This window comes from Oerskovia jenensis (genome assembly GCF_016907235.1).
Lineage (GTDB): Bacteria > Actinomycetota > Actinomycetes > Actinomycetales > Cellulomonadaceae > Oerskovia > Oerskovia jenensis.
Genome location: NZ_JAFBBO010000001.1, coordinates 3,123,875 through 3,149,368 on the forward strand (window position 1 = coordinate 3,123,875; position 25,494 = coordinate 3,149,368).

General features: G+C 72.0%; 25 protein-coding genes, 1 tRNA gene and 1 pseudogene. 14 read left to right on the plus strand and 13 right to left on the minus strand.

The window, feature by feature from the left end:
* The first annotated feature begins 98 nt into the window (after positions 1-98).
* Entirely contained in the window at positions 99-803 is a 705-nt protein-coding gene (locus tag JOD49_RS14100; RefSeq protein WP_205307728.1) for a DUF2625 family protein, read from the plus strand.
* A 45-nt stretch (positions 804-848) separates the two neighbouring features.
* On the opposite strand, the gene JOD49_RS14105 is transcribed toward JOD49_RS14100, so the two are convergent.
* From JOD49_RS14105 to JOD49_RS14125, 5 genes are read right to left on the minus strand one after another with little or no spacing between them, the layout of a single operon-like run.
* Entirely contained in the window at positions 849-1,928 is a 1,080-nt protein-coding gene (locus tag JOD49_RS14105; protein WP_205307729.1) for a sulfite oxidase, read from the minus strand.
* 25 nt (positions 1,929-1,953) lie between these two features.
* Positions 1,954-2,820 (minus strand): enoyl-CoA hydratase/isomerase family protein, encoded by an 867-nt coding sequence (locus JOD49_RS14110; RefSeq protein WP_205307730.1) that lies wholly within the window; start codon positions 2,818-2,820, stop codon positions 1,954-1,956.
* Positions 2,817-4,187, minus strand: a complete 1,371-nt coding sequence (locus JOD49_RS14115; RefSeq protein WP_205307731.1) for a Dyp-type peroxidase — start codon at positions 4,185-4,187, stop codon at positions 2,817-2,819. Before JOD49_RS14115 ends, JOD49_RS14110 begins: the two co-directional genes overlap by 4 nt.
* Before the next feature lie 2 nt (positions 4,188-4,189).
* Entirely contained in the window at positions 4,190-5,329 is a 1,140-nt protein-coding gene (locus tag JOD49_RS14120; RefSeq protein ID WP_205307732.1) for a DUF4331 family protein, read from the minus strand.
* A gap of 5 nt (positions 5,330-5,334) precedes the next feature.
* On the minus strand, positions 5,335-5,865 hold the full coding sequence (locus tag JOD49_RS14125) for a hypothetical protein (protein ID WP_205307733.1): 531 nt from the start codon (positions 5,863-5,865) through the stop codon (positions 5,335-5,337).
* A 227-nt stretch (positions 5,866-6,092) separates the two neighbouring features.
* Between JOD49_RS14125 and JOD49_RS14130 the strand changes: the two genes are divergently transcribed.
* From JOD49_RS14130 to JOD49_RS14145, 4 genes and pseudogenes are all read left to right on the plus strand, one after another.
* Positions 6,093-6,803, plus strand: a complete 711-nt coding sequence (locus JOD49_RS14130; RefSeq protein WP_205307734.1) for a GntR family transcriptional regulator — start codon at positions 6,093-6,095, stop codon at positions 6,801-6,803.
* A 125-nt stretch (positions 6,804-6,928) separates the two neighbouring features.
* Positions 6,929-8,443, plus strand: a pseudogene (locus JOD49_RS14135) (MmgE/PrpD family protein); the annotation flags it as partial.
* A gap of 251 nt (positions 8,444-8,694) precedes the next feature.
* Positions 8,695-9,600 (plus strand): methylisocitrate lyase, encoded by a 906-nt coding sequence (gene prpB / locus JOD49_RS14140; protein WP_205307735.1) that lies wholly within the window; start codon positions 8,695-8,697, stop codon positions 9,598-9,600.
* A 102-nt stretch (positions 9,601-9,702) separates the two neighbouring features.
* On the plus strand, positions 9,703-10,884 hold the full coding sequence (locus tag JOD49_RS14145) for a bifunctional 2-methylcitrate synthase/citrate synthase (RefSeq protein ID WP_205307736.1): 1,182 nt from the start codon (positions 9,703-9,705) through the stop codon (positions 10,882-10,884).
* A 72-nt stretch (positions 10,885-10,956) separates the two neighbouring features.
* On the opposite strand, the gene JOD49_RS14150 is transcribed toward JOD49_RS14145, so the two are convergent.
* The 4 genes from JOD49_RS14150 to JOD49_RS14165 form a co-directional block, all read right to left on the minus strand.
* Positions 10,957-12,195: an NAD(P)/FAD-dependent oxidoreductase gene (locus JOD49_RS14150; RefSeq protein WP_205307737.1), complete on the minus strand. Its 1,239-nt coding sequence runs from the start codon at positions 12,193-12,195 to the stop codon at positions 10,957-10,959.
* Positions 12,196-12,383: 188 nt separating this feature from the next.
* A tRNA-Pro gene (locus tag JOD49_RS14155) sits at positions 12,384-12,460 on the minus strand.
* 123 nt (positions 12,461-12,583) lie between these two features.
* Entirely contained in the window at positions 12,584-13,528 is a 945-nt protein-coding gene (locus JOD49_RS14160) for a metallophosphoesterase (RefSeq protein WP_205307738.1), read from the minus strand.
* Positions 13,529-13,539: 11 nt separating this feature from the next.
* The gene (locus tag JOD49_RS14165; protein WP_205307739.1) at positions 13,540-15,855 is read right to left on the minus strand and encodes a transglycosylase domain-containing protein; all 2,316 of its coding nucleotides are present in this window, start codon (positions 15,853-15,855) and stop codon (positions 13,540-13,542) included.
* Positions 15,856-15,997: 142 nt separating this feature from the next.
* Here JOD49_RS14165 and sp36 point away from each other — a divergent pair, with 142 nt between their 5' ends.
* Positions 15,998-16,162: a Sp36 family protein gene (gene sp36, locus JOD49_RS14170; RefSeq protein ID WP_021481786.1), complete on the plus strand. Its 165-nt coding sequence runs from the start codon at positions 15,998-16,000 to the stop codon at positions 16,160-16,162.
* Positions 16,162-16,659: a RidA family protein gene (locus tag JOD49_RS14175; protein WP_205307740.1), complete on the plus strand. Its 498-nt coding sequence runs from the start codon at positions 16,162-16,164 to the stop codon at positions 16,657-16,659. Before sp36 ends, JOD49_RS14175 begins: the two co-directional genes overlap by 1 nt.
* Before the next feature lie 78 nt (positions 16,660-16,737).
* Here JOD49_RS14175 and JOD49_RS14180 read toward each other — a convergent pair whose 3' ends face one another.
* The gene (locus JOD49_RS14180) at positions 16,738-17,415 is read right to left on the minus strand and encodes a Crp/Fnr family transcriptional regulator (protein WP_030143997.1); all 678 of its coding nucleotides are present in this window, start codon (positions 17,413-17,415) and stop codon (positions 16,738-16,740) included.
* Positions 17,416-17,610: 195 nt separating this feature from the next.
* On the opposite strand from JOD49_RS14180, the gene nth reads away from it, so the two are divergent.
* Positions 17,611-18,342 carry an endonuclease III gene (nth, locus tag JOD49_RS14185; RefSeq protein ID WP_307822553.1) on the plus strand — a complete coding sequence of 244 codons (732 nt, stop codon included), beginning with the start codon at positions 17,611-17,613 and terminating at the stop codon, positions 18,340-18,342.
* A 42-nt stretch (positions 18,343-18,384) separates the two neighbouring features.
* Here nth and JOD49_RS14190 read toward each other — a convergent pair whose 3' ends face one another.
* Complete coding sequence (locus tag JOD49_RS14190) at positions 18,385-19,317, minus strand: alpha/beta fold hydrolase (protein WP_205307742.1); 933 nt, start codon at positions 19,315-19,317, stop codon at positions 18,385-18,387.
* The gene (locus JOD49_RS14195) at positions 19,314-20,090 is read right to left on the minus strand and encodes a winged helix-turn-helix transcriptional regulator (RefSeq protein WP_307822554.1); all 777 of its coding nucleotides are present in this window, start codon (positions 20,088-20,090) and stop codon (positions 19,314-19,316) included. Before JOD49_RS14195 ends, JOD49_RS14190 begins: the two co-directional genes overlap by 4 nt.
* 219 nt (positions 20,091-20,309) lie before the next feature.
* Here JOD49_RS14195 and JOD49_RS14200 point away from each other — a divergent pair, with 219 nt between their 5' ends.
* The 4 genes from JOD49_RS14200 to JOD49_RS14215 all read left to right on the plus strand — a co-directional run bounded on the left by JOD49_RS14200 (position 20,310) and on the right by JOD49_RS14215 (position 22,814).
* Positions 20,310-21,044 carry a hypothetical protein gene (locus tag JOD49_RS14200; protein WP_205307743.1) on the plus strand — a complete coding sequence of 245 codons (735 nt, stop codon included), beginning with the start codon at positions 20,310-20,312 and terminating at the stop codon, positions 21,042-21,044.
* A 58-nt stretch (positions 21,045-21,102) separates the two neighbouring features.
* A complete protein-coding gene (locus tag JOD49_RS14205) occupies positions 21,103-21,534 on the plus strand; it encodes a thioredoxin family protein (RefSeq protein ID WP_205307744.1) in 432 nt (143 codons plus the stop codon).
* A gap of 39 nt (positions 21,535-21,573) precedes the next feature.
* On the plus strand, positions 21,574-22,035 hold the full coding sequence (locus tag JOD49_RS14210) for a DUF4395 domain-containing protein (protein WP_205307745.1): 462 nt from the start codon (positions 21,574-21,576) through the stop codon (positions 22,033-22,035).
* A gap of 104 nt (positions 22,036-22,139) precedes the next feature.
* The gene (locus JOD49_RS14215; protein ID WP_205307746.1) at positions 22,140-22,814 is read left to right on the plus strand and encodes a pentapeptide repeat-containing protein; all 675 of its coding nucleotides are present in this window, start codon (positions 22,140-22,142) and stop codon (positions 22,812-22,814) included.
* Between the two features lie 69 nt (positions 22,815-22,883).
* Here the strand turns inward: JOD49_RS14215 and JOD49_RS14220 are convergent, their stop codons facing one another.
* Complete coding sequence (locus JOD49_RS14220; protein WP_307822555.1) at positions 22,884-23,291, minus strand: DsrE family protein; 408 nt, start codon at positions 23,289-23,291, stop codon at positions 22,884-22,886.
* 254 nt (positions 23,292-23,545) lie between these two features.
* On the opposite strand from JOD49_RS14220, the gene JOD49_RS14225 reads away from it, so the two are divergent.
* A complete protein-coding gene (locus JOD49_RS14225) occupies positions 23,546-24,166 on the plus strand; it encodes a heme-binding beta-barrel domain-containing protein (RefSeq protein WP_205307747.1) in 621 nt (206 codons plus the stop codon).
* An 82-nt stretch (positions 24,167-24,248) separates the two neighbouring features.
* Positions 24,249-25,484 carry a CAF17-like 4Fe-4S cluster assembly/insertion protein YgfZ gene (gene ygfZ / locus JOD49_RS14230; protein WP_205307748.1) on the plus strand — a complete coding sequence of 412 codons (1,236 nt, stop codon included), beginning with the start codon at positions 24,249-24,251 and terminating at the stop codon, positions 25,482-25,484.
* Positions 25,485-25,494: the final 10 nt, after the last annotated feature.

The window sequence follows — 25,494 nt, forward strand, 5'->3', positions numbered from 1 at the left end:
GGGAAAGTCGGGAAAAGATGCACACATGGGGCGGATCAGGTAACGGATCCGCCGGGAAGTGTCGGAATTCACTGCTCGACGTGGCATGATCCCCGATCATGGGCATCAAGACGGTCGCGGATCTCACGCAGGTCGCCGAACCTGCCTGGCCAACGCTCGCCCGGATGTTCCAACGGCCGGGTGTCGAGGTCCTTGCCCCTCCTGAGTGGGCCCCCGAGGTCCTCTACCGCCTCCAGATCACGACACGCTCGACCCTGGGAGCCCTTGCGCTCCACACGGGCGGCGTGCTGGTCGACCACGGGTGGCTCCGACTTCTCGGCGGGGGCGCGTACGGGCTCCCGGACCTCGCCACGATCAACGGGCTCGGCGACCCGGCCGAGGGAAGCGTCGCGCCGCAGAGGCTCGTCGTCGCGTTCGACGTGCTCGGCGGGACGTTCGCGGTCAACGGTGGCGGCCTGCCCGGCCCGCTCGGGGATGTGCACTACTTCGCGCCCGACACGCTCGAGTGGCACGTTCTGGGCTTCGGGCTCGGGGCCTTCGCGGAGTGGGCCGTGAGCGGCGGGCTGGCCGAGTACGTGGCCGACCTGCGCTGGCCAGGTTGGGTCGACGACCTGGAAGCGCTCCCGCCAAGCCAGGGTCTCAGCGTCTACCCGCCGTTGTGGTCGGACCAGGGGCGCGGATCGACCAAGCGCAGCCCGGTCCCGCTCGACGGCCTCGCCGCTTGGCACCAGGAGCTGGGAGAACGGATGACTCCCTTCGCCGACGCGGCAACCGAGGGAGAGACGGACCCCGGCTTTCGCTGACGGCAGTGGACGCCACCGTTGCGGCAGGCACGTCGCGCGGCCTGGTCAGACCACGTCGACGTAGACGACCTCGATGGCGTTGTTGCCGTAGCCGAGCCGGTTCCACGGTGGCACGTCCGGTTGCACGTTCCCCGCTGCATCGGTCGCCCTCACGCGGAGCGTGTGGCGCCCGACTGCGGCGTCCTCCCAGTCGAACGACCACTCCTGCCAGTGGTACGGGCCCGTCGGCGGAGCGAGGTGGGCCTCGCGCCACTCGCCGGCACCCGTGAGGCTCACGTCGACACGTGCGACGGGGCCGGTCCCCGACCAGGCCTTCCCGCGCACCTCGACGGTGCCCGCGGGCACGGTCGAGCCAGCAGCGGGAGCGGTGACGCGCGCCCTGACGCGCATGAGGTCGACGGGCTCCGGGGCCCGATCGGCCCACTCGTAGATGTAGTGCCCCGTCTGGAACTCGCCGACGTACGGCTCGGTCAAGACGTCGATGCGCTGGAGCCACTTGACCGACGCCACGGCGTACCAGTGCGGCACGACGATCCGGAACGGCGCACCGTGGTCCTGGCCGAGGGGCTTGCCGTTCATCTCGTACGCGATGAGGATCTCGGAAGCCGGATCGGCGACGTGGTCCAGCGGCAGGGAGCGGACGAAGTGCATGTCCTCGGTGTCCGTCTCGGCGAGCACCGCGGCCAGGTGGTACGCGCCGTGATCGGCGCCCTCGAACCGCACGTCGACGCCGTCGACGTGCGGCCGCGCCTGTGCCAGCACCTCGTGCAGCAGAGCGCCCTTCCAGCGGGCGGTCGAGACGGCGTAGTCGCCCCATGGCTCACCGGTGGGCAGCGGACGCATCTCGAGGCGTCCGTTGCCGGCGCACTCGAGCGTGACCGCGCGTTCGTGCGCAGGGAAGGCACGGAGGTCCTCGAGCGTGAGGGTCAGCGGGTGCTCCACCGCGCCGCCGATCTCGAGCGTGCCGTCGTGCTCGGGCAGCGGGAAGTTGCTGCGCACGTAGTGGAGCTCGGTCGGGGTGATCTCCTCGGTGAGCGCTGCGGGCGGCGCCTCCGCGTTGTACGGGGCTGGGTTGATCATCTGCAGCGCGGCGCGCGCACGGATGACCTCGTCCGGAATCGTCATGGCTCTGCCTCCTCGTAGGCCGGGTTCAGTAGTCGGCGTCGCGGAAGACCGGGTCCCGGCCCTCGTTGAAGGCTCCGATGCCCTCGATGCGGTCGGGGTGCACGGCCGAGCGCCAGTGCGCCTCCATCATGATGGCGACGGCCTGCTCCACGGGCTGCCCCTCACCGAGCTGTACGGCCCGCTTGACGGCCTGGACCGCCGTCGGGGAGTTGCCGGCGATCTTCTCCGCGATCCGAGCGGCCGCGGCCGCCAGGTCGTCCTGGTCGTGGACCTCGTTGACCATGCCGAGCCGGTGGGCTTCGGCCGCGGAGATCGGGTCGCCGGTCATGAGCATCTGCAATGCTCTGCCCGGTCCGAGCAGGCGTGGCAGGAACACCGGGGAACCGCCACCGGCCGAGAGGCCGAGCATCGCCTCCGGCTGCCCGAACGTGGCGTTCTCGGAGGCGATGATGAAGTCGCAGCTCTGGGCGAGCTCGCACCCGCCGCCATAGGCGATGCCGTTCACGGCGGCGAAGAGCGGCTTGCGCAGCTGCCGCACGGTGTACAGCGTTCGATCGAAGGCCTGGCGCTGGCGAAGCCAGTCCTCCTTCGTCATGCTCCTGCGCTGTCGGAGGTCGCTGCCGACGGAGAACGCGCGCCTACCGGCACCCGTGAGCACGACGACGCGTACGGCGGTGCGCACGGCGATCGTCTCGACGATCTCGGTCAGTCGAGCACCCATCTCGGTCGTGATCGCGTTGTCGGCGTGCGGCCGGTTGAGCGTGACCACGGCGATCTGGTCGTCGTGCTGGTACTCGACGAGGACGGAGGACTCGGGTTCGGGGGCGTCTGCGTCCGGCGGGGCGAAATCGAGCGCCTTCCAGCGGTCGGTGCCCTCGGGGGTCGTGCTCATGGCGTGCTCTCCTCGGTCGAGACGGACGGCGCAAGCTCCGCCAGCCAACGCATGGCCGAGAGGCTCGGGGCGAAGCAGTACTCGCCCCCACGCGTGATCACGAACGGCGGAAGCTCCTGCAGGCGGCGTCGGATCGGTCGCCGGGGGATCGTGAAGGTGTTCGTGTGGTGGGGGGAGCCGACGATCGGGTCCGCCTCGCCAGGGGCACCGATGAAGATCCCGTCGTTGAGCCACTGGGTCTTGACGAACTCGAACTGCCGCTTGATGTGGGCGCCGGCGAACACGAAGATGATGCCGCGGTCCGCTCCGTCGTCCTCGAGCTCGCCGTCGGGGAGCATCGGGCCGTAGCTCGTACCGCGCCGGATCATGCGGTGCAGGCGCACGTCCGTGCTGCCGTCGCCGGCCAGCGCGTCGCGGGGGTTGGCGCGGCGTGCGTGGGCGCCGACCGGGCACTTGAAGCCACGAGGGTCGTCGCCGTAGAGGTAGGCGTTGTTCCGCTGCGGATCGCTGCCGAGCTCGGAGTCGTCGACGTCGGGCGTCACGGCCAGCGGGGCTCCGCTCTGCCAGCGTCCGACCATCTTCGCGCCGAGCAGCGCCTCCTCTTCACGGTTCGCCGCTCGCGCGCGGAGGTACTGGCGGTAGGCCGCCACCTTGGTGTGCAGCTTCCGGAAGACGACGTAGGTGCCGTTGCGGCCCAGGATGTCGGGGCTCGGCATCGGCGGCAGCGCGCCGGTCTCGTCGGGGTAGCCGAGGATGATCTCGCCGGCCTTGAGCGGCGGTTCGAGCGGGTTCGACGGCGCCCTGCCGCTGCCCTCGACGGACGGCTGGCCGATGCCGTCCTTGAAGCCGAACGAGGTGCGCCCGGTCGGGAGCTGGTAGCAGTCCTGTCGCCAGACGACCGAGATGCCCGCCAGCTCCTGGTGGGCGAGGCGAGCCTTCTCGGTGACGGCCTCGAGACGGGCGACGTCGGGGGAGAGGACCGCGATGGCGATGTGGACGTCGGGAGTGCCGAGCGGCTTCTCCCAGTTCTCAGGACTGCTCTCGCCGACGTCTCCCAGGTGCTCCGCCCGCGCGGCCATCCCTTCCCGGAACTCCGGCGTGAAGCTGTCGAGGGAGTCCTGAGGAACTCCGAGCGCCTTCAGCCCGTGGTAGGTGAACGCGACGGTGAACCAGGCGTCGTGGGCGGGATCGAGCGACTGCGTCCCCGAGCTCACGAGGGCTGTCAGCCGCCGGACGAGCTCACGGCCGTCGGCGCGGTCGTCGATGCGCAGCATCAGGTAGGCGCCGACATAGGGGGAGGGGCGCTCGTGCAGGGCGCCACTCTGGATGTCATCGAGCTCGAGCCTGACGCTCCCCGTCTCAGCCATGCTCAGTGGTGCTCCGGCTTCTCTGGCGGACGGGGGTTGGGAGCCGAGAGGTACGGGAAGGTCTGCGAGGCCGGCCGGGACGAGCCGTCCACCCCGTCGCGGATGATCGGTCCGTTGCCGGCGTTGATCAGCGTCGTGAAGAACACGTCCATCACGTCGTCGTTGATCGTGCGCCCCCCGCAGGTCGCGTGGGCTCGTCCCCTGCGGGAGGCGAGCTCGATCTCGAGGAACGAACCCTTCTCCTGGTAGGGCTTGGAGAGATCGACGACCAGGTAGTCCGCAAGCACGAGCTCGGTCAGCGGATGGACGCCGTCGACCGTCGGCCAGTCGGTCTTGCCGTCGAGGCTGTCCCAGAACGCGAGGTTGGCGTCGAGCCGCGCCCGGTAGGCGCCCTCGTAGCCGTGCTGGATGTGGAACGCGTCCTCCATGTTGTAGAGGTCGCGGATCTCGAGGTCCTGGTTGATCCGATCGAACTGCATCGGCCCGAGCATCAGGTTCTTCACCTCGGGTCGCCCGACGCGCTCGATCCGGACGTTGAAGACGCCGCGCGTCAGTGTCTCGGCGACGACGCCGACCAACGTGGCGCCGCCCAGCAGCGCAGGGTCGATCTCGACGACCAGTCCCAGGACGTTCTTGCCGTCCATGTAGATCGAGCCGCGATCCGCGAAGGCGAGCTCGCCGATCGCGACGGTCTTCAGGGCCGCGGGGGCATCGAGGATGAACGGGTCCCAGCGCGCACCGGCGAAGACCCGCACGCCGTGCGCGGAACCGCCGTCCTCGTCGTTGACGCGGAACGACACGGTCTCGCCGGAGGGGGTGGTGCAGGTGCCCTCCTGCTCGAACGGCTGGCCGTCGGCGCTGGTCGGCGGAGAGAAGACGCAGTCGAACACGAACTCCTCGGCGCCGTGCTCCGGGCCGGCGGAGAACGGGGCGTGGTCGCCGGGCGCAGCTGCCGTGAGGGGCCGCACCCGGAACCGGTAGATCAGGCCTTCGGAGAGGGCGTCGGAGATCTTGGCGAACGGCAGGGTGTTCATCACGAGAACGAGGTGCTGCGGCCGGTCGGGGCTCGGGAACGCGAAGACGTCGGTGATGTCGGCGATCGAGTTGGCCAACGCCCGCGGGCCGGAGATGTGATCCGACACCGGTGTCAGTCTCCGGCCTCGTCGAGGAGCGGCTGGAGCGCCGGATGCTGCAGGGCGGCCGCGGCGTCGGGGTGATCGAGCACCTTCTGGAAGGCCGCGTTCACGCGCTGCGCCTTCAGGATCTCCTTCACCGTGCCGGGGTAGTTGCGTGCGTAGGCGGCGGCACGCTCCTGCGCCCCGAGGACGAACGCCTTCTCGGTGGCGAGGTCCGGCAGGCCGTCGTAACCCTCGGTGTGCCTGAAGATGAGGTCGAAGAGCGCGAGCGTCGGGCCGGAGTTGAAGAAGTCGTCCATGTAGGCGTCCCAGGGACCGTCGAAGCTCGTGATGAAGGCGAGCCGCGTGTCGTCGTCGAAGAGCACGAATCGTGCCTCGTGAATCGTCGTGATCGCCATGCCGTAGTCGCCGGGACGATACCCCGGGGTCTGTTGCAGGTCCTCGAGCGCTGCCCGGAGCGGCTCGCTCTGGCCGGGCCTGACGTGGAAGAACAGGCTGAACTCACTCGTGGGTCCGACGCTGCGGCCAGTGGTTGCGGTCACCTCGAGATCCTCCTTCGCTGAGACTTCTTCAGCGTCCCACGACTTCCTGGGGTCCACATCACGCAGATGGGGTGAGGCGACCTGGGGCGCGCGGGCGCCGGCGACGCGGTGTGGAGCGGGTTCACGGCGGCATCAGCCGTGGGGATCTCGTGCGCGCTCGGGCTGCGTCGCCCGGCGGGTGCCACAAGTTGTATACAAGTACGCAGACCGTGTGGCACGATGGTCGCATGGTCAGCGCCCCGACGACGTCGTCCCCGCCCCGCGACGAACCCCTTGCGGCCGTCCGCCGCCAGTCCGGGGCTCGCGCGGTCTACGACCTCCTGCGCCAGCGCATCATCGACGGCACCCTCTCGGCCGACGCCCGGCTCACCGAACCCGTCCTCTCGGCCCAGCTGGGCGTGAGCCGCACCCCCGTCCGCGAAGCCCTCAGACTCCTCCAGGCCGAGGCCCTCGTGGTCGAGCAGCCGACCGGGGGAGTGCGCGTCGCGCCCCTCGCGGTCACCGACCTGCACCGCGTGTACGACGTCCGGGCGCGCCTCGAAGGACTGCTCGCCCGGGACGCGTGCGAACGTGCACGGCCTGCCGACGTCGCTCGGCTCTCCCGCCTCGTCGACCTCATGGACGCCGTGCGCGACCACGAGGACGAGGTGCTGCGCATCGGCGCCCAGTTCCACGGCGAGATCGAGGCCCTCGCCGACAACCGGTGGTGCTCCGAGCTGCTGCGCCAGATCCGCGGTCACGTCGACCGCTACCGTTCGCTGTCCGCGCGCGAGCGCGTCGGGACGACCGACCACGTCGACGAGCACCGTGAGGTCGCGTCCGCCATCGCGAGCGGAGACCCGGACGCGGCCGAGCGCGCCATGCGCGAGCACATCGAACGCAGCGGCGCCATGGCCGCCAAGGCACTCGGCGAGCAGGAGCGCCCGCCGCACGGCTGACGACGCTGCGCACCTCACCCGGCCCCCACCGACCGCAACCGGCCCGCTCGGCCCACGCGACGCCGTCGGACCCGAAGCACCCCGACGCACCCCCGACGTACCGCACCCGACCACCGGAGGCACCGATGCCCACGACCCACCACCTGCGGACCCACCGCTCCGCGGAGAACCTCGCCCGCACCGACCAGCTCGCCTGGAAGCTCGCCGAGCTCGCGACCGACCCGGTCGAGGTGCCGGGCGAGGTCGTCGACATGATCGTCAACCGCGTGATCGACAACGCGGCCGTCGCGGCCGCGAGCCTCACGCGAGCCCCGGCCGTCGCGGCGCGGGGGCAGGCCCTCGCGCACCCGTACGAGCCCGGGGCGACGGTCTTCGGGACCCCGCTCGCGACCCGCACGAGCCCCGAGTGGGCCGCCTGGGCCAACGGCGTCGCGGTCCGCGAGCTCGACTACCACGACACGTTCCTCGCGGCCGAGTACTCGCACCCCGGGGACAACATCCCGCCGATCCTCGCGGTCGCCCAGCACGCCGGCTGCGACGGCGCGGCGCTCGTACGCGGCATCGCGACGGGCTACGAGATCCAGGTGGACCTGGTCCGGGCCATCAGCCTGCACGCGCACAAGATCGACCACGTCGCGCACCTGGGCCCGTCGGCCGCGGCCGGGATCGGGACCCTGCTCGGGCTCGACACCACGACGATCTTCCAGGCGATCGGCCAGGCCCTGCACACCACGACCGCGACGCGGCAGTCCCGCAAGGGGCAGATCTCCACGTGGAAGGCGTACGCGCCCGCCCTCGCGGGCAAGGTCGCGGTCGAGGCCGTGGACCGCGCGATGCGCGGGCAGACCTCGCCCGAGCCGATCTACGAGGGCGAGGACGGCGTGATCGCGTGGCTGCTCGACGGCCCCGAGGGACGCTACGACGTCGTGCTGCCGTCGCCGGGCGAGCCCAAGACCGCGATCCTCGACACGTACACCAAGGAGCACTCGGCGGAGTACCAGTCGCAGGCGCTCATCGACCTGGCGCGCGCGCTGCACGCCGAGCACCCCTGGCTCGTCGATCCCGACAACATCGCGAGCATCGTGATCCACACGAGCCACCACACGCACTACGTGATCGGGTCGGGCGCGAACGACCCGCAGAAGTACGACCCGACGGCCTCGCGCGAGACGCTCGACCACTCCATCCCGTACATCTTCGCGGTCGCGCTCCAGGACGGCGGGTGGCACCACGTCGACTCCTACACGCCCGAACGTGCGGGCCGCCCCGACACGGTCGCGCTGTGGGGCAAGGTCACCACGGCCGAGGACCCCGGGTGGACGCGCCGCTACCACTCGGTCGACCCTGCCGAGAAGGCGTTCGGCGGTCGCGTCGAGATCGAGCTGGCCGACGGCGGGCGCATCGTCCGTGAGATCGCGGTCGCCGACGCGCACCCGCTCGGCGCGCGCCCCTTCGCCCGTGCGCAGTACGTGGCCAAGTTCCGGCTGCTCGCGGACGGCGTGCTCGAACCCGCCGAGATCGAGCGCTTCCTCGACCTCGCGCAGCGCCTCCCGTCGCTCACGCCCGCCGAGGTGCGCGAGCTCTCGATCGTCGCGCGGCCCGGGCTGCTGGACACGGTCCCGGTGCCCACGGGCATCTTCGAGCTGGGCCGCCCTGCTCAGGACGAGGCAGGCAGCGAGCCCGACGGCGCCGCTCACCCCGACCCTGCCGGCACCCCGGGTGGTGCGAGCCCTGGCAGGCCGGACGCCGGGGCGCCTTCCGGCACGGGCCCGGGGGAGGGCTCCGCAGGCTGGACCATGCGCGACGTCCCCGGCGCCGACGACGCACCGGGCGCGACCGGACCCGCCGGGTCCGCTGGTCCCGCCGACCCGACCCCCGCAGGAGGCAACTGATGCTGTACTCGCACGTGACGCCGTCGGACAAGCGTGCCGCGCTGCGCGCCCGGCTCGCGGCCGGCGAGCTGCTCCAGCTCCCCGGTGCGTTCAACCCGCTCTCTGCGCGCCTGATCGAGGACAAGGGCTTCGACGGCGTGTACGTCTCGGGGGCCGTGATCTCGGCGGACCTCGGGCTGCCGGACATCGGGCTCACGACCCTCACCGAGGTCGCGACCCGCGCGGGGCAGATCGCGCGCATGACGAACCTGCCCGCGATCGTCGACGCAGACACGGGCTTCGGCGAGCCCATGAACGTCGCGCGCACCGTCCAGACGCTCGAGGACGCGGGCGTCGCGGGCTGCCACATCGAGGACCAGGTCAACCCCAAGCGGTGCGGCCACCTCGACGGCAAGGCGACCGTCGACCTCGAGACCGCGACCAAGCGCATCCGCGCCGCGGTCGACGCCCGGCGCGACCCGAACTTCCTCGTCATGGCGCGCACCGACGTCCGGGCGAGCCTCGACGGCGCTGCGGGGCTGGCGACCGCGATCGACCGTGCGAAGGCGCTCGTCGACGCGGGCGCCGACGCGATCTTCCCCGAGGCCATGCGCGACCTCGCCGAGTTCGAGGCCGTGGCCGCTGCGGTCGACGTGCCCGTGCTCGCCAACATGACCGAGTTCGGCAAGTCCGAGCTGTTCACGCGAGAGGCGCTCGCGGACGTCGGCGTGCAGATCGTCATCTATCCCGTGACCCTCCTGCGTAGCGCGATGGGGGCCGCGGAGCGCACGCTGGACGTGATCCGGGAGACCGGTACGCAGGACGGGGTGGTCGGCGAGATGCAGACGCGCGCGCGGCTGTACGAGCTGGTGGACTACGCCGGCTACAACCAGTTCGACACCGAGATCTTCACGTACCGGCCGTAGGACGACCGGGGTTGTCAGAACCAGCGAGGGCCCCAGCCCTCGCTGGTTCTGACAACCCGGTACTGCAGCAAGCACGACCCCGCATCACGAAGGAGTGAGCACATGACCACCAGCACCCCCAGCGTCGGGACGCCCGCGACCACCTCGGGAGCCGCGACCCCGGCCCCCGCGCCCGAGATCCGCAAGGGCCTCGCGGGCGTCGTCGTCGACACGACGTCGGTCTCCAAGGTCAACCCGGACACGAACTCGCTGCTCTACCGGGGCTACCCCGTGCAGGAGCTCGCCGCGCGCAAGAGCTTCGAGGAGGTCGCCTACCTCCTGTGGCACGGCGAGCTGCCGACCCCCGAGCAGCTCGCCGAGCAGACCGCGGTCGAGCGTGCCCACCGCGCGCTGCCCGGCGCCGTGCGCAACGCGATCCTCGAGCTCCCCACGACCTGCCATCCCATGGACGTGTGCCGCACCGCGGTCTCGGTCATCGGCGCGCACGACCCCACGGCCGAGGACTCGTCGCCCGAGGCGGAGCATGCCAAGGCCCTGCGGCTGTGGGCCATGCTGCCCGCCGTGGTCGCCCTCGACCAGCGCCGACGCCGTGGTCAGCAGATCGTCGACCCCGACGAGGACCTGGGCTACGCCGAGAACTTCCTCCACATGACCTTCGGCGAGGTGCCCGACGAGTGCGTCGTGCGGGCCTTCGAGGTCTCGATGATCCTGTACGCCGAGCACTCGTTCAACGCCTCGACGTTCACGGCCCGCGTCATCACCTCGACGCTGTCCGACCTGCACTCGGCCGTCACGGGCGCGATCGGCGCCCTCAAGGGGGCTCTGCACGGCGGCGCGAACGAGGCCGTCATGGCGACCTTCGCGGAGATCGGGACGGCCGACCGGGCAGCGGCCTGGCTCGACGAGGCGCTGGTCGACAAGCGCAAGATCATGGGCTTCGGCCACCGCGTCTACAAGCACGGCGACTCGCGCGTCCCGACCATGAAGAAGACGCTCGACGACCTCGTCGCGCACCTCGGGACCGACGAGGCGACCGCGCTCGACGACCTGTACGACGCGCTCGAAGCGGCCATGACCGAGCGCAAGGGCATCCTGCCGAACCTCGACTACCCGACCGGCCCCGCCTACCACCTCATGGGCTTCGACACCCCGACGTTCACGCCCCTGTTCGTCGCGGCGCGCGTCGTGGGCTGGACCGCGCACGTCGTCGAGCAGCGGTCCGCGAACGCCCTCATCCGCCCCCTCAGCCAGTACGTGGGGCAGGCGCAGCGCGAGGTGCCGTAGGGGCGGAGCGTGGCCGGCCGGGCCGGTCCCGGGCCCTGCCGGGCCGGTCAGGCGCGGCCCGGTCAGCCCCGGTCAGCCCCGGAACGCCTCCAGGGCGTCCCGGTCGACCGGCCCGGCGGACCGGACGATCTCCTCGACCCGTTCCATCTGCTCCCAGGTGTTGACCGTCATGCCCGCCTGCACCCGGTCCTCCGACACCCAGAACGCGACGAGCTCGTGGCTCTCGAGGGACCCGCTCACGACGACCTCGGTCCGTGCCGGGTCCTCGACGAACCCCAGGTACTCCATGCCCACGTCGTACTGGTCGGAGAAGAAGTAGGGCAGCTTGTCGTAGGGCTCGCGCGAGCCCAGCATGGCGCGCGCCGCGTGCGGCCCGGTCTCCAGGGCCACGGCCCAGTGCTCGACCCGCAGCGGGCGACCGTAGCGCGGCGAGGGAACGCTCGCGATGTCGCCTGCCGCCCAGACATCGGGTGCCGAGGTCGCGAGCGTCGCGTCCACGGCCAGCCCACCGCCCAGGCGGGCGTCGCGCAGGTCGATCCCCGCGGCCTCCGCGAAGCCGACGTTGGGCGTCACGCCCACACCGACCACGACGACGTCGGCGGCCACGTGCGTCCCGTCGGCGACGTCGAGACCCGTGACCCGCCCCTCGCTGCCCGTGATGCCCACGACCTGCGCGTTGCGGTGCAGGTGCACGTCGTGGTCGGCGTGGACCTTGCCGTACATCTCGCCCAGCAGGGGGCCCAGCACCCGCCCGAGGGGGTGGACGCCGCGCCCGACGACCGTCACGTCCAGCCCGAGGCTCCGTGCGGACGCCGCGACCTCCATCCCGATCCAGCCGTCGCCCACGACCGCGAGCCGCCCCGCCCCCTCGCGGGCCGAGGCCTCGAGCGTCGCGGCGAGCAGGTCGGCGTGCTCGATCGTGCGCAGGTAGTGCACGCCCTGGAGGTCGGCGCCGGGCACCGCGAACGAGCGCGGCGTCGAGCCGGTCGCGAGGAGCAGCCGCGTGTAGGGCAGGACGCTGCCGTCGATCAGGGTCAGGGCGTGGCCGGCGACGTCGATCGCCGCGGCCCGCGTCGCGGTCCGCAGATCCACGTGATGATCGGCGTACCACTCCTCGGGCAGGGGGAACAGGACGTCGCGCTCGGCCTCGCCCCGCAGGTAGTCCTTGGACAGCGGTGGCCGTTCGTAAGGCCGGTGCGGCTCGCTCGAGACGACCACGAGCTCACCGTCGTACCCCTCGGTCCGCAGGGACTCGGCGGCCTTCGCGGCCGCGAGACCTCCTCCGACGATGACGATCGGCTCCTCGGCCATGACGACGACCTCCGACGCTGGGGGTGCAGGACCCTCATCGTGACACCGGAAGGGAGGACCCGCATAGGGCGGTCACTCTCGACGGTGCGCACGGTCGTCCTCGGTGCGGGGGCCCCTCCCCGCGATGGTGCGGTGCCCGAGGGGGAACGACGAAGGCCCGGAGTCCAGTGGACTCCGGGCCTTCGTGCTGGTCGGGGTGACAGGATTCGAACCTGCGACCTCGTCGTCCCGAACGACGCGCGCTACCAAGCTGCGCCACACCCCGATTGCTCTCGTTGCGCCGGATCTGCGGAGGGTCCTCGAGAGGTCCCGCCAAACCTGCGCGCTGGAGCCTGCCTAGAATAGCCGACGTTTGCCCCTGCGACGAAACCGGCCCCTCAGCGCGTGCTCACGGTGCCGTGAGGGTCACGATCGTCGCCTCCGGGCGGCACGCGAACCGGAACGGGGCGTAGGGCGAGGTGCCCGCCCCGGCCGAGACGTTGAGCCACGTCGAGCCCTCGCCGCCCGGGGTGTCCGGACGCGCTCCCGGCCATCCGTGCAGGCCCTTGGCCCGCCCGCGGTCCAGGTCGCAGTTGGTCACGAGCGCCCCGTAGAACGGGACGCAGAGCTGCCCGCCGTGCGTGTGGCCGGCGAGGATCACGTCGGCGCCGTCGTCGTGCATCTGGTCGAGCACACGCGTGTAGGGCGCGTGCACCACCCCCATCCGCAGGCCCGACGGCGAGGCGTCCGTCTCGGCGCCCGCCGCCGCCCGCTCGGGTGCGGCAGGGAAGACGTCCCGGTCCAGGTGCGGGTCGTCGACGCCCACGAGATCGATGTGCACTCCTGCGACGTCGATCGCGTCTCGTCGGTTGGTGAGGTCGATCCACCCCGCGGCGCTGAACGCCGCAGCCAGCTTGTCCGCCGGCAGCCTCGGCGGGAGGGCCGCGCGGGCGATCCGGGCGTCGGGCAGCAGGTACCGGGCCGGGTTCTTGGGCGAGGGGGCGAAGTAGTCGTTGGACCCCATGACGAACGCCCCGGGGGCGCTGCTCAGGAGCGGCTCGAGGGCGTACAGGAGCGGCTCCAGCGAGTCCCGGTGCGCCAGGTTGTCGCCCGTGTCGACCACGAGGTCGGGGCGCAGTGCGGCGAGGGACCGGATCCACTCGATCTTGCGCTCCTGCGTGGGCGTCAGATGCAGGTCCGAGAAGTGCAGGACGCGCACGTCCGCCGCTCCGCGAGGGAGCACCGGGACGGTGACCTCACGCAGCGTGAAGAGCTTGGTCTCGAGGTGGGCGTAGGCGAGCGCCCCCGCTCCGGCGGCGGCGAGGGCGCCGACGCCGACGAGTGCGGGGTGCACGCGGGCCCCGGTCAGTCCTGCTCCCCGCCGGGCGTGCCGGTCTCGCCGCCGCCGTTCCCGTTGCCGTTCCCGTTGCCGGGCCCACCGCCGTTGCCGCCGCCGTTCTCGCCGTTGCCACCACCGTTGCCGCCGCCGTTGTTGCCGTCGCCGCTGCCGCCGGGCGGGGTCGTCGGAGTGCTGGTCGGGGGAGCCTGGACCTGGCCGAGCATCTTGGGGTCGGGCTCGGGGAAGGTGGCCACGGGCATGCCCTCGAGGGCCGTGGTCATGTAGTTCTTCCACATGGGGGCCGCGAGGTCGGAGCCGAACCACCACTGCCTGCTCACGCCGTTGATGGTGAACCGGCCACGGCCGTTGCTGCGCATCTGGACGTCCGACTCGGCGTTCCCGATCCAGACCGCCGTCGCGAGCTGGGGCGTGTAGCCGACGAACCAGTTGTGGGTGTTGAGCTGTGCGGTGCCCGTCTTCCCGGCGCTCTCGCGTCCCTCGAGCTGCGACCTCTTGCCCGATCCATCCGTCATGACGTTCTTGAGGGCGTAGGTCACGGTGTTCGCCACCGCCGGGTCGAGGGCGGCCGGGTTGCAGTTGGCCGACGGCACCTCGAGCTCCTTGCCGGTCGGGTCGACGATGCGCGTGATGGCGATGGGCTCGCAGTAGGTGCCGCCGCTCGCGAAGGTCGCGAACGCCGCCGCCATCTGCAGCGGCGAGGAGTTCTGGGTACCGATGATCATGGAGGGGCGGACCTCCACCTCGCCCTTGTCCTTCGTGAGCGAGGGGGCGAACCCGACGGACTTCGCGGTGCTGGCCACCGAGCAGAGGTCGAGCTTGCTCGCCATGTCGGCGTACGCGGTGTTGACCGAGTTGGTCGTCGCGGCCAAGGCCGTCATGCTGCCCTTGCCCTGACCGTCGGAGTTGTTGGGGTTCCACTTCTCGCCGACGTTGAGCTTGGTGCACGACGACGTGAAGTCGCGCCCGACGTTCCACTCGCGCCGGTTCGCGTTGACCGACTCGTTGAGCGTGTGCCCGGCCCGCAGCCACTCGGCGAGCAGGAAGGGCTTCCACGTCGAGCCGGGGGAGAAGCCGCGGGACGAGCCGTGCGCCTGGTCCGCGCTGTAGTTCTGGGCCGTGGTCCCGGGGGCGGCCTCGAGCGATGCGTCGTAGGGCCGGTTCTGGGCCATCGCGAGGATCTTGCCCGTGCCGGGCTCGACGGTCACGAGGGCGTTCTCGATGCCGCTGGGGTCGGAGGCGGGGATCGCCGAGGTGACCTCGGTCTCGGCGGCGGTCTGCATCCGGGGGTCGAGCGTCGTGGTGATGTCGAGGCCACCGCGGTAGAGCAGGCCCTGGCGGTCCTTGGGCGTCTCGCCGAAGATCGGGTTCGAGGTGATGACCTTGGTGACGTAGTCGCAGAAGAAGGCCGCGCCGTTCGCGGCCTGGCAGCCCACGGACACGGGCTGGACGTTGAGGGTCGCGGACAGGGGGGTCGCGACGGCCTCGTCGTGCTCCTGCTGCGTGATGTACCCCTGCTCGAGCATGCGACCGAGCACGAGGTTGCGCCGCTTCTCGGAGGCGACCGGGTTGGAGACCGGGTCGTACGCGCTCGGGGCGTTCGTCACGCCGGCGATGGTCGCGGCCTGGACCACGCTCAGGTCGGCGGCGTGCGTGTTGAAGTAGTGGCGTGCGGCGGTCTCGACACCGTAGACGCGGATGCCGAACTGCGCGATGTTGAGGTATCCCTCGAGGATCTCGTCCTTGGTCATGCGCTGCTCGAGCGAGATCGCGAGCTTGGCCTCGCGGGCCTTGCGCTCGATGCTGCTCTCCTTGACCGCCTCGACGGCGATCGGGTCCTCGGCGCGCACGGCCTGTTCGATGAGCACGTTCTTGACGTACTGCTGCGTCAGGCTGGAACCGCCCTGCTTCGCGCCGCCCGAGGCGTTGTTGAACGCAGCGCGCAGGGTGCCCTCGGGGTCGATCCCGCCGTGCTCGTAGAAGCGCTTGTCCTCGGTCGCGACCACGGCGTTCTTCATGTGGTCCGAGACCTCGCCCAGGGGGACCACGATGCGGTTCTCCTGGTAGAAGGTCGCGAGCAGGGTGGTCCCGTCGTTCGCGTAGACGCGCGACTGCTCCGCCAGGGGGCCTGGCTCGAGCTCGTCGGGCAGCTCTTCGAAGATCTGGACGCTGCTGTCGGTGGCCTGGCTGGCCCCCGCCGCGAGGGGGATCAGCAGGCCCGCGCCGAGCACGCCGCCGACGCCGGAGACCAGGACGAACGCCAGCAGCAGGGCGATGAGCTGATAGGCGTTGACTTGTCGACGGGGACGCGCAGGGGAAGCCATAGGCGCAAGCCTACGGGAGGCCGCCCCCGCTCCTCCGGGGATTCCACCCCCTGCCGGTGTGCGGGTTCTGTGAGCGTTCGAGGGCCGGTCTGGGGAGCCCGCGCGACCTGTGCGCGGGTCGGTTGGCGACTACGCTCGGCGCATGGCAACCACCTGGGAGTACGCGACCATCCCCCTCATCATCCACAACACCAAGGCAGTCCTCGACCAGTGGGGCTCGGACGGCTGGGAGCTCGTCCAGGTCGTCACGGGCCCGGACGGGAACGGTCTCGTGGCCTACCTCAAGCGCCCGACCGGCGAGAAGTAGTGCCCGGGGTCGTCGACGCCCGGCTCGCCGAGCTGGGCATCACCCTGCCCGACGTCGCGGCGCCCGTCGCCGCGTACGTCCCCGCGGTGCGCACGGGCCGGTACGTGTACACCTCGGGCCAGCTCCCGTTCGAGGCCGGGTCCCTGCCGGCGACCGGCAAGGTCGGGGACGGCGAGGGCCTCGTCGCGCCGAGCGACGCGGCCGGGTACGCCCGGACGTGCGCGCTCAACGCGCTCGCTGCCGTCAAGGCGATCGTGGGGGACCTCGACCAGGTCTCCCGGATCGTCAAGGTCGTCGGGTTCGTGGCGAGCGACCCGTCGTTCACGGGTCAGCCGGCCGTGATCAACGGCGCCAGCACGGTCCTGGGCGAGATCTTCGGCGAGGCGGGCGTCCACGCACGCAGCGCGGTGGGCGTCGCGGTGCTCCCGCTCGACGCCCCGGTCGAGGTGGAGCTCGTCGTCGAGCTCGGCGAACCGTCGGACGCCCGAGCGGCCTGACCGCCCCGACGACGCAGAGAGGCCGGTCGCGCGACCTCAGGTCGCGCGACCGGCCTCTGTCCGATCAGTGGGGCGCGCTCAGCGCGCGCGGCGTTCGAGCCGGTCCACGTCGAGCAGCACGACCGCGCGGCCCTCGCGCCGGACCCACCCGCGGGTGGCGAAGTCGGCGAGGGCCTTGTTGACCGTCTCGCGCGAGGCGCCGACGAGCTGGGCGAGCTCCTCCTGCGTGAGGTCGTGCGCGACGCGCACGCCCTCGTCGGTCTCCTCGCCGAAGCGGGTCGACAGGTCGAGGAGCGCCTTGGCGACGCGGCCGGGGACGTCCGAGAACACGAGGTCCGCGAGCGTCTCGTTGGTCCGCCGCAGGCGGCGGGCCAACGCGTTGAGCAGGTGCTTCGCGACGCTGGGGTGCTTCTCGATCCACTCGATGAGCTGCTCGTGCCGCAGCTCGTAGAGCAGGGCGTCGGACACCGAGCTGGCCGTGGCCGTGCGGGGCCCCGGGTCGAAGAGCGAGAGCTCGCCGAACATCTCACCCGGTCCGAGGATGGACAGGAGGTTCTCGCGGCCGTCGTTCGAGCGGCGGCCGAGCTTGATCTTGCCCTGCGCGATCACGTACAGCCTGTCGCCGGGCTCACCCTCGCGGAAGAGCACGTCTCCACGGGTGAGCTCGATCTGCTGCATCGAGTCGAACAGCGTCCGGGTCTCTTCGCGGTCCATGGTGGCGAAGAGGGGGGCGGAGAGCACTACGTCGTCGTCCACGCGATGTCCTTCGAGTGTTGAGCGGGCTTTCCCGGCATGAGCCCGTCTGCATCGGCGGAGTTCGAGCGAACCGGTACTCGTGATTCCTCCCACAAGTCTGCCTCATGCGCGCAACTCGGGCCGCCACGGGTTCTGCTCGCCCTGCAAGGATTGCGTGGGAGAGGTGTGTGGGTGGGGCCGAGTAGGCTGCCGGACGTGACCACTTCGGGCGGTACCTCGAGTCCTGCACCAGCCCCGCACGTCGAGTCACGCCTCGCCCTGGTCCGGCGGGCGCGGCGCACCAACCGTGAGCTGGCGCTGACCTACCCGGACGCGCGCTGCGAGCTGGACTTCACCACGCCGCTCGAGCTGTTGATCGCGACGGTTCTGTCGGCGCAGACCACGGACAAGCGCGTCAACCTGACCACTCCGGAGCTCTTCGCCCGCTACCCGGACGCTGCGGCCTACGCGGCCGCGGACCGCGAGGACCTCGAGGACATCCTGCGGCCCACGGGCTTCTTCCGGGCCAAGGCGCAGTCGGTGATCGGGATCGGGCAGGCGCTCGTCGAGCGCTACGGCGGCGAGGTCCCCCGCAGGCTCGACGACCTGGTGACACTGCCGGGCGTCGGTCGCAAGACGGCGAACGTCGTCCTGGGGGACGCGTTCGGCGTCCCCGGCCTGACGGTCGACACCCACGTCGGACGCCTCGTGCGCCGGCTCGGATGGACCACCGAGGAGGACCCGGTCAAGGTCGAGACGGAGGTCGGGGAGCTCATCGAGAAGCGCGAGTGGACCCTGCTCTCGCACCGCCTGATCTTCCACGGTCGCCGGGTCTGCTTCGCGCGCAAGCCCGCGTGCGGCGCCTGCACCATCGCGCACCTGTGCCCGTCGTTCGGGGTCGGCGAGACGGACCCGGCGGTCGCTGCGGGCATGGTCAAGACGGACTGACGCGCGGGGCCACCTCGACGGAGGACCGCCGCCGGTGCCCGCTCAGCCCTTCGTGGTGGGCAACCAGTCCAGCAGGAGGCGCGTGACGTCGTCGGGCGCCTCCTCGGGGAGGAAGTGGCCCACCCCGTCGAGGACCTCGAAGCGCAACGAGCGCGAGACGGCCGCCGAGTCCGCGTCGGTGAGCTCGCGACGCAGGAACGCGTCGGCGCCGCCGTGGACCTGGAGCGTCGGGATCGTGATCGGGCGGCGCAGCGCGCTGCGGAAGCGCCGGCCGTCGGGGCGGGGCGCCGAGCGCACGGACCAACGGATGGCCTCCATCGCGGAGTGCGCCGCGAACGGGATGCGCATGACCGTGCGGTAGGTGTCCACCGTCTCGGGGGCGAACGGCGTCGCGGCCCCGTCCGCGAGGACCCGGCCGACCAGGTCGTCCTGCGTCAGGGCGCGCTCGGGAAACGTCGGGAGCTGGGCGAACGCGAGGTAGCGCTGCGCGAGCGGCGTCAGGAGCCTGCGCCCGGACGTGTGGACGTGCGAGGGGTGCGGTGCGGCGAACGCCGCGACGCCCGCGGTCACGGCAGGCTGGAGCGCCGCCATGGCCCAGGCGAGCCCGCCCCCCGTCCCGTGCCCGACGACGACGGCGCGGTCGGCACCGAGCGAACGGACCACGCCCGCGACGTCGCGCGTGCGCGTCGGGGCGTCGTAGCCGATCGGTGGCTTGTCCGACGCGCCGGTCCCGCGCAGGTCCATCGCGGCGACGCGGTACCCGGCCTCCGCGAGCGCCTCGAGCTGGTGCCGCCACGCCCACCAGAACTGCGGGAACGAGTGCAGCAGGAGCACGAGCGGCGCGCTCGAACCGCCTCCGCGGGACTCGGGGCCGGCCAGGGCCAGGTGGAAGCGGGCACCGTTGGCGGGCACGAACTCGTGCCGCCAGGGGCCGTCGACGAGGGCTGCGGAGAAGTCGCTCGAGTCGGTCGTCACCCGGACGAACCTACCTGCTCGCTCGAGACAGCGGTGTCGGTCGCCTCGGTTCCCGACGTGTCGGCGGTGCCGTCCGCTGCGGAGGCTGCGGCCCGCCGGTCCTTGGGCGGGTCGAACCGGTAGCCGACGTTGCGCACGGTCCCGATGAGCTGTTCGTGCTCGGGGCCCAGCTTGGCCCGCAGGCGTCGTACGTGGACGTCGACCGTGCGGGTGCCCCCGTAGTAGTCGTAGCCCCAGACCTCCTGGAGGAGCTGGGCGCGCGTGAAGACGCGGCCCGGGTGCTGCACCAGGTACTTGAGGAGCTCGAACTCCTTGTAGGTCAGGTCGAGCGGGCGGCCGCGCAGCCGGGCCGTGTACCCGCCCGCGTCGATCGCGAGCTCACCCGCGGAGATCTCCTGCGGCGCGTCGTCGGCGCGACCGTGCGAGGACCGTTCGATCACGAGCCGCAGCCTGGCCTCGACCTCGGCGGGGCCCGCGTGCTCGAGGAGCAGGTCCGCGGCCCCCCACTCGGCGGTCACGACGGTCAGGCCGCCCTCGGTGAGCACGAGCACGAGGGGGACCGTCAGACCGGTCGCGTGCAGCAGACGACAGGTGGTGCGTGCGGCCGCGAGGTCCCGACGGGCGTCGAGCAGCACGACGTCCGAGTCAGGGGCGTCGACGAGCGCGGACGGTTCCATGGGCAGCACCCGCAGACGGTGCGACAGCAGTCCCAGCGCAGGCAGGATATCGACGGACCCACCTGTCGCCGGTGTCAGGATCAACAGCTCTGCCACCGACGCACCTCCTCCCAGTGACCCCCGAGGAGGCCGGAATCATTACCGTAGCGCGTGGAACAGGGGTCGACGGGGTGACCAAGGCCTTTGCGCTGTTACAACCTTGTTTCGTGTTCGCCGCCGCGCGTCATCTGGGAGACTCATGTTCGTGCTCAGCCTTTCCGGACCCGGTCTCACCCCCGCCCCCCCGCGCCCCGCGCCGTCGGGGGAGTGTGCCTAGTGGGGCTCTCCTCGCGCGCCGTCGCCACGTCGGTGGTGGCTGCGGCGGTCGCCGCCGCCGCGTTCTTCGGACTCCTTCCCCTGACGATCGCGTCCGCCGTGCTGGTCGTCCTGGTCGCGATCGGGTGGCCCGCGCTCCTGGGGCAGCCCGCCCCGGGCGGCTCCGGTCTGGTGATCGGCCTGACGGGGGTCGGTGCGGTCGGCGTGGTGGCCGCGACCGAGGGGGAGCCCGCCCTGCGCAACCTGCCGATCGTGCTCGCGATGGGCATCGTGCTCGCGTTCGTCGCCGAGATGCTGCGCCGGGACGGTCGACCGCGCCTGGTCGAGTCGCTGCTGGGCACCGTGAGCGGCCTGGTCGTCGCGGTGTCGGCGGCGGGGTGGATCGCGACCGACCGCACCGACGCGGGCGCCCAGCTCGTGGTGACGTGCGCCGCGGCGATCGCCGTCGCGTCCGCGATCTCGGCGCTGCCGCTGGCCGGGTGGTGGAGCTCGATCGTGACGGTCGCCGCGGCCGCGGCCGCCGGGGGCGGGCTCGGGTACGCGCTGCCCGAGGTCGAGATCAGCAACGGGCTGTGGACGGGCGTCGTCTCGGGCATGCTGGTCGCGGGGCTGCGCGCGCTGTTCGACCAGCTGCCGGCCCTCGAGCGCAGGCAGGCGGCGGTTGCTGCGATAGTGCTGCCCGTGACGGTCGGGGGGATCCTGGTCTTCGTGGTGGGTCGCGTGGTCGTGGGCTGAGCGGTCCTCCGTGACACCCTCGCCGCCCCGCTCGCCGCACGAAGGAGAGGTCGAGGCAATGGTCTTGCGCATCGTGGTCCTGGTGGTGCTGCTCGCTGCGAGCGTGGCGCTGGGCGTCTGGTGGCAGCGCCGCCAGGGAGTGGTCCGTGCGGGCCGCGCCGCCGCCGAGGACGCTGGGGTCGACTGGGCTGCCCGGGGCATCGTGCTGGGGGAGCACCGGACCTTCGTGCAGTTCTCGAGCGAGTTCTGCTCGCCGTGCCGGCACACGGCGCGCGTGCTCGACGAGGTCGTCGCCGCACGTACCGACGTGACACATCGCGAGATGGACGTCGACGAGCACCACGATCTCGTGCGAACCTTCGGCATACTGCGCACCCCGACGGTGCTCGTCCTGGACCCGTCGGGCCGCGAGGTCGCTCGGATGAGCGGCAGCGTGAACCGGACCCAGGCCCTCGAGGCGCTCGACGTGCCTGCCGGGTCCGTCGCCTGACACCGCTCGCCCACCGGGCGGGCCGACCGAGGAGCCGTCATGTCGCACGAACCGCACCCTTCTTCGAGCGTGACCCAGGGCATCGACCCGCGCGGCCCTCGCGTCGGGGCCGGGATCACCGCCCTGCTGCTCGCCGTGACGCTGCTCCTGGGCGCCTCCCAGGCGGCGCTCTGGCTGCTGTCGTTCATCGCGCTGAGCTTCCTGCTGGGGGCGCTGCGCGGCGCGCAGGGCACGTGGCAGGGCTGGGTCTTCAAGACCCTCGTCCAGCCCCGGCTCGGTCCGACGGCGGAGCGCGAGGACCCGCGTCCGCCTCGCTTCGCGCAAGGGGTCGGGTTCGTCATCACCGGGCTCGGCGTGGTCCTGGGCTTCACGGTGTCGCTCGTGGCCGTGCCCGTCGCCGCGGGGATCGCCTTGGTGGCGGCGGTGCTCAACGCGGCGTTCGGGCTGTGCCTGGGGTGCGAGATGTACCTGCTGATCAGGCGGTTCGCCCCCGCTCGGTGACCGGTGGGAGGTGCGGCCCGGTCCTCGTCACGCGGTGCGGGACGCCGTCCGGGCGCGTGGCACGGCGGCGGCCCGGGACTGCTCCGCAGGCGTAGGGTCGTGCGGTGCGCGCGCAGAACGACAACTCCCCGACCACCGTCCCACCCAGGATCAAGCGCCTGCGCGCCGGGGTCCGTCTCCCGGGCGACGCCGAGGGGATCCGCGCGGAGGACCGTCGCCACGACGAGCGGTTCGAGGGCGGCGACCTGTCCCACGCGGACCTGTCCGACGTCACGTTCGAGCGGTGCGACCTCGTCGGGCTCTCGCTGCACCAGGCCGACCTGCGGGCCGCGACGTTCAGCGAGTCCCGGCTCGAACGGATCGACGCCCCCGTCCTGAGCGCCCCGCGGTCGGTGTGGCACGACGTGGTGCTGGCCGGTTCACGGATCGGCTCGGCCGAGCTGTACGAGTCCGCGTGGCGGTCGGTCGAGCTGGTCGACTGCAAGCTCGGCTACGTCAACCTGCGCGGGGCCACGGTCCGCGACCTGCGGTTCACGCGGTGCACCGTGGACGAGCTCGACCTGACGGGCGCCCAGACCCTGCGGGTCGCGTTCGAGGGCACGTCGGTCGACCACCTCGTGCTGGCGGGCGCGCGCCTGGCGCACACCGACCTGCGCGGGGCGACGCTGCGTCGGATCACGAGCATCGAGAGGCTCGCGGGGGCCACGGTCGGTCCGTCCCAGCTCGTCGAGATGGCGCCGCTGTTCGCCGCCGAGCTCGGCATCCGCGTCGAGGACTGAGCACACCGGGCCGGTTGTCAGAACGAGCGAGGTGCCGAGGTCACGCTCGTTCTGACAACCCGCCGGGCGTCAGTAGACCAGGGCCTGCGCCCCCGGACGCAGCGCCTCCTCGACGAACACCGACGCACCCGCGATCCGCACCCCCGGGAGCAGGTCGGCCTCCGTGATGCCGCGACGCACCGCGCACTGGGTGCACACCGTGACCGTCCCGGCGGACAGGATCACCTCCAGCAGGTCCGGCAGGGCCGTCGCGTGCTCGAGCTCGAGCTCGCTCGCACGCCCCGGCAGCCCGAACCACGCCGACTCCCCGGTGAGCCACACGCTGACCTCGACCCCGGCGGCGACCGCCGCGGCCGCGACCGTGAACGCCTGGTTGGTCGCCTCGGCGCGTTCGAGGCCCGCGGTCGACTTGACGACCAGGGAGCGGGAGGCGGCGGCCGGGGTGGCCGAGGACACGGGGACTGGCTGGGTGGTCACGTGCGCGAGCCTAGAGGCCGGACGGTAGGATCGGCGACATGTCCACGCATGCACTCGAGCTCATCTTCCTGGGACTGCTGATCGCCGCGACCGTGACCATCACGTGGTTCGCCGGGTTCGTCGTCTACAAGCTGTACAAGGGTCAGCGCTGACCTGTGTCGCACCGGGCGCTGTCGCCCGGTGGGACCACGGTCCTGCTCCCCTTGTCGTCACCACCGGTCCCCCCGGACCGGAACCGCCGGAGGTACCACCAGATGGCTTTCGCGTTCCCTGAGGGGCTCGCCCCCGAGGCCTACCCGCTCGCGTGGCTCGTCGGATCCTGGCGCGGTGAGGGCGTCATCGCCTACCCGGGTCTCGCCGAGACCCCGTTCGTCCAGGACGTCGTGTTCGACCACGACGGCGGGCCGTACCTGCGGTACGAGTCGACCCTCCGCGTCCTCGAGGCCGAGGTGCCGGAGACCGTGCCCGAGGCCTGGACCACGGACGACGCCGCCGAGCCGTCCGCTCACCGGTCGAGCGACCAGCCGGAGCCGAGCACCGAGGGGCATCTCGCGCCCGGGCGCATCTGGTCCACCGAGACCGGCTACTGGCGTGTGTCGCCCGAGCGCCCCGAGGGGCTCCCGGAGGACAAGGCGGCGATCGAGGTCATGATCGCGGACCCGTCGGGCCGCATGACCCTGTACCTGGGCATCGTCGGCAACGGCCGCGTGGACCTGTCGAGCGACGCGATGGTGCGCACGTCCACCTCGGCCGAGGTCACGGCGTCGAACCGGCTCTACGGCAACGTCCAGGGCCAGCTCCTGTGGGTCTGGGAATTGGCGGCCTTCGGTCAACCGTTGCAGTCGTATGCGTCGGCGAAGCTGGACCGCCTCTAGCACCTCCGACGTGAGACACGGCCGACGCCACCGCGCGGCCTGACGGACGTGCGCCCACCGGGCGCGAGGAGGATGTTGCACCGTGACCGCTGGACCTGAGGACACCGCCCGGACCGAGCTTCCTGCCCGGACCGAGCCCGAGCCCCCGGCTCGGACGAGCCCCCTGCTGTCGCGCCCCGGCGCGGTCGCGGGCTCCGGACCCGACGCGGGCGTGGCCTGGCACTACGGCGACCCGACGGGCGAGCAGCGTGCGCTCGAGTCGGGCGGCGCGGTCGTCGACCTCTCGCACCACGGGGTCGTACGGGTCACGGGTCCCGACCGCCTCACGTGGCTCAACTCGATCACGTCGCAGAGCCTCCTGGGCCTGGCGCCCCGCACCTCGACCGAGCTGCTCGTGCTGAGCCCGCAAGGTCACGTCGAGCACGCGGCCGGCGTCGTCGACGACGGCGAGTCCACGTGGCTCGTGACCGAGGGGTCGCACGCCCCCACCCTCGCGGCCTGGCTCGACCGCATGAAGTTCGCGCTGCGCGTCGAGATCACCGACATGAGCGACGAGGTCGCCGTCCTGGGCGAGCCCCGCGACGCCGAGGGCGCCGAGGGCGAGCCCGTCACCTGGCGCGACCCGTGGCCGCGCACCGCACCCGGCGGCACCCGCTACGGCCCCGCGGACGACGAGCACCCCGGCGCCCACCGTCCGTGGCGCATGGTCCTGGTGCCCCGCGCCGAGCTGTCCGACGCCGTCGCGTCCCGCGAGGCCGCCGGGTGGCGGCTCGCCGGGACCTGGGCGAGCGAGGCGCTGCGCGTCGAGGCCTGGCGCCCCCGCCTCGCCACCGAGGTCGACCACCGCTCGATCCCGCACGAGCTCGACTGGCTGCGCACCGCGGTCCACCTGCACAAGGGCTGCTACCGCGGCCAGGAGACCATCGCGCGCGTGCACAACATGGGCCGCCCCCCGCGACGCCTCGTGATGCTCCACCTCGACGGCTCGGGGCACCTGCTCCCCGTCGCCGGGGCCGAGGTGCGACTGCCGGGCGGGACGCCCGGACCCGACGGGGTGTCCGCCCCGGGTCGCGCCGTCGGGGTCGTGACCTCGGTCGCCCGGCACCACGAGCTGGGACCCGTGGCGCTCGCGGTCCTCAAGCGCGGTGCACCCGAGGACGTCGAGCTCGTCGTCGACTGCGACGGGGGAGCCGTCGCCGCGGCCCAGGAGATCGTGGTCCCCGGCGAGGGCGTGTCGGTCGACCGGCCGGCTCCGCGCGGCCCGGTCGCACGCGGCGTCACCCCCAAGGGCGCGGGCGCGCCCCAGAGCATGATCTAGAGCGGTATCC